The organism is Streptomyces sp. NPDC060000, from assembly GCF_042737375.1.
GTDB lineage: Bacteria > Actinomycetota > Actinomycetes > Streptomycetales > Streptomycetaceae > Streptomyces.
The window spans coordinates 1-8,647 of the sequence record NZ_JBHWUU010000154.1 but is presented as its reverse complement, the minus strand read 5'-3'; the positions used below and the strand labels follow the sequence as shown (position 1 = coordinate 8,647).

Here is an 8,647-nt window from a genome sequence, read left to right as displayed (position 1 = left end):
GCCGTCGGACACCCGACGGCAGGGCCGGCCGTCCCGTCCGCCACGTCATGACGCACTCCGGCACGGCAGCAGGGGCCGGCCCGGACCGCCTGCCGGGTCCCGACAGGGCGCTGTGTCCTGCATCACTCTCTTCGGGTGAGTAGCGGGCCCGGGTCCGGTGCGTACCCACCCGTGACGAGCGGAGCCCGGATGCGAGGATGAGGCCGTCATGACTGCTGGGTGGGGTGGGCGCACGATACGGACCGCGGTGTTCGCGGCCGTGTGTGTGCTGCTCGCTGCCCTCGGACACGTACTCATGTCGGGCTACGCGGCGCCTTGGTGGACGATGTCCGCCGGCTTCGCCGCCGCGAGCGGTGTCGGCTGGACTCTGGCGGGCCGTGAGCGCGGGCTCCCGCTGGTGGTGTCCGTCGTGGTCGTCGCACAGGGGGCGCTCCACTCGGCCTTCTCGTGGGGCCGGCCGGCGGCGCCGGGAACCGGTACCCGTTCCGTGGCCCAGGACATGAGCGGCATGCCCGGGGGTGCGATGCCCATGGACGCGATGGACATGGGTTCCATGCCCATGGGTTCCACGCAGTCCATGGGCATGGGCCACGCGGCGCACGCCGAGTACTTCGGCCACATGGTCCACGGCACCGGCGGCACGTCGTCGCTCGGCATGCTCGCCGCCCACACGCTGGCCGCTCTGCTGACCGGTCTGTGGCTGGCGTACGGCGAGCGGGCCGCGTTCCGTCTCCTGCGGGCCGTCGCCGGATGGCTGGCCGCTCCGCTGCGGCTGCCCCTCGTCGGCCTGCCCCTCGCACCGCGTCGGCCCAGCCTGCGGCCGACGCGCGAACGTGCCGAGCGGATCCCACGGCTGACGCTCACGGACACGATCATCTCTCGGGGGCCTCCGGCCGGGACCGCTGTCATCTGAGGCAGCCGGTTTCCCGAGGCCGTCCCGCAGGCGCCGCATCCGTCGGTTCCGAGGCTTCGGGCACGGGGGCGCGCTCACGTCGTACGCCCCCATCCCACTTCCGTCCCGGGACCTTCCGCTGCGGCGGAACCCACACCCGGCGCGCCCTGCGCACGCGCGTGCGCGTGCTGCGCCGTGCCGATGGGTCCCGGACCACCCGAGAAGGACATCAGGTGATCACTCCTGTCCTCCCCCTGCCGTCCAGGAAGCGCGTGGCGGGGCGCATGGCGTCCGATCAGCCCGTCGCGACGGCATCGCCCGACGACCCGGCCACCGTCTGGGCCCTCGCCGCCCGCGCCGGCGATCCCGACGCCGTGGACCGCTTCGTGCGGGCCCTGCGTCCGGACGTCGTCCGCTACGTCACCTACCTCTCCGCGGACCGCCAACTGGCCGACGACCTCGCGCAGGACACGTTCCTGCGGGCGCTCGGCAGCCTGCACCGCTTCGAGGGGCGTTCGTCGGCACGCACCTGGCTGCTGGCCATCGCGCGCCGCACGGTCATCGACAGCCTGCGGTACGCCGCCGCCCGGCCGCGGTCGGCCGACCTGGACGACTGGACGGCCTGCGCCGAGCGGGCCCAGCCGAGCGGCCTGCCCGGATTCGACGACGGCGTGGCCCTGCTCGACCTGCTGGACGCGCTGCCCGCGGAGCGCCGCGAGGCGTTCGTCCTCACCCAGTTGGCGGGGCTGCCCTACGAGGAGGCTGCGGAGGCCGGCGGCTGCCCGGTCGGGACGATCCGCTCCCGGGTGGCGCGGGCCCGCGCGACCCTGGTCGAGCTTCTCGACGAAGCCGAGGGATCCGGGACGCCCCCGACTGCCCTGGCCGCGTGACGATCGGGGCGCCGGTGCCCGCGTCGGGGACCTGGCCCGGTGGCCCAGGCCAGGTGGACCGGGTGGTCGGCGGCCCGCAGCGGAACGGTTTCGCGCAGCGCGGGCTCGTCGACCTGGATCACCCCGGTCGGCGACTCCTTCGACAATGCCCTGGCGGAGAACCTGTGGATGCTGATCAAGACCGAGTGCATCCGCGGACGGACCTTCGACACCAGAGCCGAGGCGAATCTCGCGCTCTTCGAGTACATCGACGGCTTCCATCGAGTGCGAAGAGAAGCACTACGCCGACCAGGCAACGGCCGGACCAGTGAACCTGAAAACACGTCAACCTGCCCTGACCTGCTGGTCAGCCACTCCCGCGCAGCGGGGGAACCTCATTCCGAGACAGAGCGACTAGGGCCGCCAGGGCTTGTTCGAGCTGGGCCTTGCCCTGAGCGGTTGCCTGAACCGCTGACCCACGCCCGTGTTGCCACGATCCGCGGCAGGCCCTCTCGGCGCACCGCGATGGCGGCCGATCACCTGATGACCGGTGAAGCCTGCACCACCCCCAAGTCGGAAGCCTGGGCCACTGCGTGCCGACTGCTGCGGAAGCCATGATCGATGGTGTGCCCAGGAGCGAACGGAAGAGCGAGCACACGGGAGTCGAGCGAATGCGGGAGGAGGGTTCCGTCATGTCCTGTACCGGGCAGTCGGCGAGGCAGCCGGTCGGTCTGTCGCGCCCAAGGGGCGCCGCGATCTCCGGCCGGGCCGGTACGGCGCTCCTCGGGTTGGGTCTGGTGATGGTTCCGTGGATCGTCTATCTGCACACCGATCTCCCCGCCGCCGTCCACGCCGAGCACTGGGACTGGGCCTGGACCGGGCTCGACGCGATCGAGGCGCTCGGGCTGATCACGTCGGGGCTGCTGCTGCGCCGGGGAGACACCCGGGTCTCCCTCACCGCCACGGTGGTCGCGACGCTGCTGACCGTCGACGCCTGGTTCGACACGATGACGGCGGCCCCCGGCGCGGACCTGGCGCTGGCACTGGTCATGGCCGTGTGCGTGGAGATTCCCCTTGCGGTGACATGCGCCGTCCTGGCCTGGCGCTGTTTCCCGGCCAGGACGGCGGGTTAGGGGTGTCAGGGCAGTCGTATCACCTGGGCCGCCCAGGACAGGCCCGCACCGAAGCCCGTGAGCAGTGCGAGCCCGCCGCGGGGCACGGCGCCGGTCTCCCTGAGCCGGTCCAGGGCGAGGGGCACGGACGCCGCCGAAGTGTTGCCGGTGTGGGTGATGTCCCGGGCCACGGCGACATGTGGGGGGAGGGCCAGACGGGAGACGAGCGCGTCCGTGATACGGAGATTGGCCTGATGCGGCACGAACGCGGCCAGGTCACCGGTGGTCACCCCCGCCGCCGTCAGCGCCCGTTCGGCGACCGTGGGGATCTCCCCGACCGCCCAGCGGAACACCTCGGTGCCTGCCATGCGCATGGTCGGCCAGGGCAGTTCGGGATCGTCGCGGTGTTCCAGCCAGGTCGCGGAGTGTGCGATGAGATCCCGCTGACCGCCGTCCGACCCCCACACCACGGGGCCGATGTCCTGCTCGTCGCCCGGTCCGACCAGCGCCGCCCCGGCGCCGTCGGCGAAGAGGAACGCGGCGGACGCGTCGTGCGGGTCGACTATGTCGCTCATCTTGTCGGAGCCGATCACCAGTACGTGATCGGCCGTGCCGCTGCGGACGAGTCCGTCGGCGACGCCGAGGGCGTAACAGAAGCCGGCGCAGGCCACGTTGAGGTCGAGTGCCGCCGACCCGGTGCCCAGCCGGTGGGCGACCTCGGGCGCGCCGCCGGGGCTCTGCCGGAGATGGGACATGCTGCCGAGCAGGACCATGTCGACGTGGTCGGGAGCGATGCCCGCCTCGGCAAGCGCCTTACGGCCCGCTTCGACGGCCATGTCCGGCACGGTCTCGTCGGGCTCCGCGTAGCGGCGTTCGACGATGCCGGTACGCCGCCGGATCCATTCGTCGGGGCGGCCGGTACGGGCCTCCAGCTCCTCGTTGCCCACGATGCGGCGCGGCCGATAGGCCCCGATGCCGAGGATCCGCGCGCCCCTGCCGGGCCGTTGCGTCTTCATGCCCACGGAGTGTGGAGGCCGTTGCTATTGCGTCGCTATACGTCCCTGTCCGGGCCGGACAGACGGACGGAGCGGCCTCTCCCGTTGGAGGAGAGACCGCCCCGTGAGGTCGGACCGGATCGGTGGGGGTCAGGCGAGGACGAAGCCGTTGCCCGCGCGGTGGCTGCGGCTGCGGCGGTTGTCGAGGTGGACGAAGGTACGGTGCAGCCAGCGGTCGTGGCCGTCGTAGCGGGGTTCGAAGGACGTCCGGCCGTGGACGGAGAGGCGGTTGTCGACGAAGGCCAGCTCACCCGGCTGGAGAACCAGCATCGCGGCCACGTCGAGCAGGGCGCCGCGCAGCACGTCCAGGGCCTCGGCGGCCTCCTCGTCGAGCGGGACGGTGGCGCTGAAGTCGACCTGGATGTCCGGGTCGTCGCGGTCGCCGTCCAGCACGGCGTGCTGCGGCGTCGAGTCACCGGCGTGGAAGGACGGCGGCGGCTGGGTGACGAACCGCGGGGCCATCAGCACCTCGGCGACCCGGTCCGGGACGAGGACCAGGGCCCGGCGGATCGAGGAGACCAGGGTGCCCGCCGTCCCGGAGTGGTCGTTGCGCAGGCAGAACAGGCCGACGTAGTCGGGGCGGTGCGGGTGGAAGGCGTTCTCCACGTGGAGTTCGAGGAGGGTGGAGCCGGCGTTGCTCTGGGACTCCTCCCGCCCCGGCACCGGGACGACGTTCTGCACCAGGGCGCCGGACTTCTCCTCGCGGTAGGCCACCACCTCACCGAGGCTCTGGCTGATCAGCGAGGTGACCGCGGCGGGCAGGGTGGCCTGGCGTTCCACCGACTCCGGCACCGTCGGGGTGTCGGGCAGTACGGCGTCGTACACCGGCAGGTTGCGCAGGATCAGCAGCCCGTCCTTGCCGGGGTCGTGGCGGTAGTCGCGTATCTCCTCCCGGACCCGCAGCGGAAGCCGGCAGGCGAGCCGGCGGGCCGCGTCCATCCAGGCGCGCTCGTCGACCAACCGGGGTGGAAACAGGGCCAGTTCCTCCGCGAGTCGGGCCATCTGGTCACGTTCGGTACCGGTCAGCGTCAATCCGGTCTGCGCGCTGATCGGTGCCGGCAGGGCGGTGGTCATCGTGATGTCCCTTTCAGGCTCTCGTTCACTCGGTGGGGGTTCAGGGGGTTCAGGGGGGTCAGGGGAATTCGGCTCGGTTCAGGCGGTCCGGGCCAGGTGGCTCCGGACGCGGCCGAGCAGCTCCGGCTCGAGCGGCTCCAGGTAGAAGTGGCCGCCCGGGAACACGCACAGCTCGAACCTGGAGGCGGTCGTCTCCGACCAGGAGCGGACCGCCTCGATTCGGCACGCCGGGTCGCTGTCGCCGGTGCAGGCGATCACCGGGATCCCGAGGGTCGTGCAGGGGGTGGGCCGGTACGACGTCAGGAGCCGGAAGTCGGCGCGGATGCTGGGGAGCACCAGGTCGAGCAGCGCGGGCACCTCCAGGGCCTGCGCCGCGTCGCTTCCCAGCTTCCGTACGACGTCCAGCAGCGCCTCGTCGTCGCCGACCGGCAGCCGCGAGTGGTCAAGCCGGTGCGGCGCCTCGGCCCCCGACACGAAAAGCCGTACGGGCGGCGGGGCACCGGGCCGGGCGGCGAGCCGGAGTGCCACCTCGTAGGCGACCAGGGCGCCCAGGCTGTGGCCGAACAGGGCCACCGGTACGTCCAGCAGCGGCTCGACCGCCGCCGTCACCTCCGTGACGAGCTCGTCCATCGAGGCAGGAAAGGGATCTCTCTGCCGGTCCTGGCGGCCGGGGTAGCACACCGCCAATACCTCGATGTCCGCCGGGAGATGGCGGTGCCAGGTACGGAAGGCGGTCGGGCTGCCACCCGCGTGCGGGAAGCAGAGCAGACGGATCCGGGGCCGGGTCGGCGGCCGACCGTCCAGCCGGCGGTGGCTGCGGAACCAGCGGCTCGCCCGGGCCGCCGCAGCGGGGCGCGGCGCACTCACTTCGCCGCGTCCTTTCGGTGCCCGTCGCGCTCCCGTGCGGTGGCCTCGTCGATCGCCCGCTGCCACAGGTGGGCGAGGTGATGCTGTCCCGACCAGACCGTGGCGAGCAGGTGCCGGACGAGTTCGCGTCCGCCGGCCGCGTTGCTGAGCAGCACGGCGCCCGTGCCCGACTGCGCGCGCAGTCCCGTCATCGCCTGGTACCCGGTGGCCTGGCCGCCGTGCCCGAACTCCAGGTCGCCGCCGGTGTCGTCCAGGATCGTGCTCCAGCCGTAGTTGCGTCCCGCCTGGGGAGTGAGCATCCGCCGCACCAGCCCGGCGTCGACCAGGCCGCCCGGACGCCCCAGGTGACAGCGCCGGATCTCCAGGCCCAGCCGGGCGAGGTCGCCCGCGGTGGTCCACAGACCACCGGCGGCCGTCTCCGGATGGATCACGAAGCCGTCGGGGACCGGCGTGCCGTCCGCCCGGTGGCCACGTGCGAAGAGCCGCCCGGAGGTGTCGGGGAACACCGAGTCGAAGCCGCTCGCGGTCATCCCGAGGGGCTCGAACAGCAGCCGGCCGACCAGCTCCGGGAACGGCTCCCCGGTCAGATCGGTCATGGCCTGCTGGAGCACCGAGAAGTTGAGCGGGCTCAGCTTGAACACCTCGCCCGGCGCGTCCCGGCGCCGCACGGGCGGTGTCTTGGCCGGGGGACGGCCGTGCAGCACGTCGAGCACGGTCGGCACCGGGTCGTACCGGTGGTAGTAGTCGTCACGGGCCGGATGCGGGGCCAGCCCCGCCTGGTTGGCGAGCAGCGAGGCCGCCGTGACCGGCTCCGGGCCGGGCGGCACTTTCCACGACCGGAGATAGTCGTTGATGTCGCGGTCGAGCTCGACCAGGCCGTCCGAGACCAGACGCAGCAGCGCGAAGGTCGTCACGTGCTTGCTGATCGATCCGGCGGCGAAGAGGGTGTCCTCGGTGACCGGGGTCGGATCGTCGACGCCGAGCGTTCCGAAGGCGCGGACCGACGTCACTTCGCCGTCGTGGATCAGGGCGATGCTCGCGCCCGGTACGCGGTGCAGTGTCATCAGTTCGGTGACGGCGTCCGAGGCGGCGGCCTGGTGTGTGGCGTGGGCCGAGTGGGCCGGACGTCCGCCGGACTGCCCCAGGAAGGAGGTCAGTTCACGCAGTTGCGCGTCCGCGAGGCCGCGCACGGTGTCGGCGTCGTGCACGCACTCGCCGTACGTCCAGCGCAGGTACAGCTGGTCGTCCCGCACCTGGGCGTCCAACTCCAGCAGGTGGGGGCGCGGAGCGTCCGGTGCGGCAGCGGGCGCGATGTGCGCCGGGGCGAAGACCAAGGGCACGTCGGACGACCGCTCCGTCTCGGTCACCGCTGCTGGGGTGAAGCGGAAACCCACCTGGGGAGCGGGCGAACGCCCGAGCTCCTCCGCCAGTTCGGAGTCGGCCGCCAGATGGCGCAGCAGCCCGTAGGCCTGCGCGAACGACGGCACCGCGCGCAGCTGCCGCCCCACCGAGCGGACCGAACCCGCTAGGTCCCGTCCCTTCGGCAGCCGCAGCGAGACGGGATGACGGTCGGCGAGCGGTCCGACGGTACGGGAGAGGGCGGCGCCGAGGGCCGCGTCCCGACGCGGGTCCGAGGCGACGTCGATCTCGACGCGTTCACCTCCGGACCAGTCCGCCAGGACGCGGCCGAGGGAGGTCAGCAGCAGGTGCTCGGGCTCCGGCCCGGCCAGCAGGAGGGCGGTCTGCGCGGCCGGAAGCACCACGGTGAGGGACCTGGCCGTCGCTTCGGTGTCGTTGTCCCGGCCGTCGGGACGGTCCAACGGAAGTACCGCGGCGGGCGGCCGACCGAGCCAGTACTCGGCCAGATCGGGCAGGGACTCCGACCGCGCCTGCTCGGCCAGCTGCTCCGCCCACGTCCGCCAGGGCGTGGCGATGGGTTCGAGATCCGCCGGCGCTCCCGAAACGAGCGCGCGGTAGGCGGAGTTGAGGTCCGCGACGATCGTCGGCCAGGACCCCTCGTCGGCGGCCAGGGCATGGACGGTCAGCCACAGCTCGTCCGGCTTCTCGTCGTCGACGCGTACCAGGGTGCCTCGGACCAGCGCTCCGTGCGCCGGTTCGAGTGCGGCGCCGGCCTCCGCCACCGCCCGGCCGATCGCCGCCCGTCGCAGGCCGTCCGGCACCGACCGCAGATCGAGAGGGACGACGCGAGCCGCGCCGGCCTCCCCCTCCACGGCACGACCGTTTTCGGTCAGTATGAGGCGGAGCGCCTGATGGTGGTTCACCACCGCGCGCAGCGACCGGTCGAGCAGCCCTACATCGGGTTGTGCGCTCAGGGCCAGACGTACGGTACGTCCGCCGGACGCACCCTGGTCGATCAGCCGCAACTGACTTGGCGTCAGCGGCACGCCGTCCCCGTGGTCGCCGTTCGGCCCGCCGACCGGAACCATTGCCGCCAGTTCGGACAGCGTCTTGGCCTGCAGGACCATCCACACCGCGAGCCCAAGGCCCGCCGCCCGGCACGCGGACAGCACTTGGACGGCTCGGATGGAGTCGCCCCCGAGATCGAAGAAGTTGTCCTCCGCTCCGACTCGCTCCACGCACAGGACGTCGGACCAGATCGCGGCCAGCTTTTCTTCGACCGGGGTGCGGGGGGCGACGTAACGCTGTGTGGTGGAGATCGTCGGACCGGGAGTGGGGAGGGCTCGGTGGTCGACTTTGCCGTTGGTGGTCAGCGGGATCGCGTCGATGGCGATGAAGGCGGCCGGGATCATGTATGCG

8 protein-coding genes and 1 pseudogene are annotated in these 8,647 nt (G+C 72.4%); 4 read left to right on the top strand and 5 right to left on the bottom strand.

All coding sequences use genetic code 11. From position 1 onward, the window contains the following. Positions 1-208: 208 nt before the first annotated feature. Both ACFWBB_RS41920 and ACFWBB_RS41915 read left to right on the top strand, forming a co-directional pair. Positions 209-913, top strand: a complete 705-nt coding sequence (locus ACFWBB_RS41920; protein WP_385284364.1) for a hypothetical protein — start codon at positions 209-211, stop codon at positions 911-913. 212 nt (positions 914-1,125) lie between these two features. Then, positions 1,126-1,782, top strand: a complete 657-nt coding sequence (locus ACFWBB_RS41915) for a sigma-70 family RNA polymerase sigma factor (RefSeq protein WP_385284361.1) — start codon at positions 1,126-1,128, stop codon at positions 1,780-1,782. 38 nt (positions 1,783-1,820) lie between these two features. On the opposite strand, the pseudogene ACFWBB_RS41910 reads toward ACFWBB_RS41915, so the two are convergent. After that, a pseudogene (locus ACFWBB_RS41910) lies at positions 1,821-1,910 on the bottom strand (hypothetical protein); the annotation flags it as partial. A gap of 40 nt (positions 1,911-1,950) precedes the next feature. Between ACFWBB_RS41910 and ACFWBB_RS41905 the strand changes: the two are divergent. Together ACFWBB_RS41905 and ACFWBB_RS41900 are read left to right on the top strand one after the other, a co-directional pair. Beyond that, positions 1,951-2,379, top strand: coding sequence for an IS3 family transposase (locus ACFWBB_RS41905; protein WP_385284358.1), 429 nt, complete (start codon positions 1,951-1,953; stop codon positions 2,377-2,379). Between the two features lie 74 nt (positions 2,380-2,453). Beyond that, a complete protein-coding gene (locus tag ACFWBB_RS41900) occupies positions 2,454-2,894 on the top strand; it encodes a hypothetical protein (RefSeq protein ID WP_385284355.1) in 441 nt (146 codons plus the stop codon). 5 nt (positions 2,895-2,899) lie between these two features. On the opposite strand, the gene ACFWBB_RS41895 is transcribed toward ACFWBB_RS41900, so the two are convergent. The 4 genes from ACFWBB_RS41895 to ACFWBB_RS41880 all read right to left on the bottom strand — a co-directional run. Further along, positions 2,900-3,889 carry a beta-ketoacyl-ACP synthase III gene (locus tag ACFWBB_RS41895; RefSeq protein WP_385284352.1) on the bottom strand — a complete coding sequence of 330 codons (990 nt, stop codon included), beginning with the start codon at positions 3,887-3,889 and terminating at the stop codon, positions 2,900-2,902. Between the two features lie 129 nt (positions 3,890-4,018). Continuing rightward, positions 4,019-5,002 carry a TauD/TfdA family dioxygenase gene (locus tag ACFWBB_RS41890; RefSeq protein ID WP_385284349.1) on the bottom strand — a complete coding sequence of 328 codons (984 nt, stop codon included), beginning with the start codon at positions 5,000-5,002 and terminating at the stop codon, positions 4,019-4,021. Positions 5,003-5,080: 78 nt separating this feature from the next. Further along, on the bottom strand, positions 5,081-5,869 hold the full coding sequence (locus ACFWBB_RS41885) for a thioesterase II family protein (RefSeq protein WP_385284347.1): 789 nt from the start codon (positions 5,867-5,869) through the stop codon (positions 5,081-5,083). Continuing rightward, a partial coding sequence (locus ACFWBB_RS41880; RefSeq protein WP_385284344.1) for a serine hydrolase occupies positions 5,866-8,647 on the bottom strand: 2,782 nt, incomplete at its 5' end. The genes ACFWBB_RS41885 and ACFWBB_RS41880, both read right to left, overlap by 4 nt.

What these genes read in the sequence shown, in the direction of transcription:
- ACFWBB_RS41920 (WP_385284364.1), top strand. Translation starts at nt 209, where the DNA reads ATGACTGCTGGGTGGGGTGGGCGCACGATACGGACCGCGGTGTTCGCG.
- ACFWBB_RS41905 (WP_385284358.1), top strand. Translation starts at nt 1,951, where the DNA reads ATGCTGATCAAGACCGAGTGCATCCGCGGACGGACCTTCGACACCAGA.
- ACFWBB_RS41900 (WP_385284355.1), top strand. Translation starts at nt 2,454, where the DNA reads ATGTCCTGTACCGGGCAGTCGGCGAGGCAGCCGGTCGGTCTGTCGCGC.
- ACFWBB_RS41895 (WP_385284352.1), bottom strand. Translation starts at nt 3,889, where the DNA reads ATGAAGACGCAACGGCCCGGCAGGGGCGCGCGGATCCTCGGCATCGGG.
- ACFWBB_RS41890 (WP_385284349.1), bottom strand. Translation starts at nt 5,002, where the DNA reads ATGACCACCGCCCTGCCGGCACCGATCAGCGCGCAGACCGGATTGACG.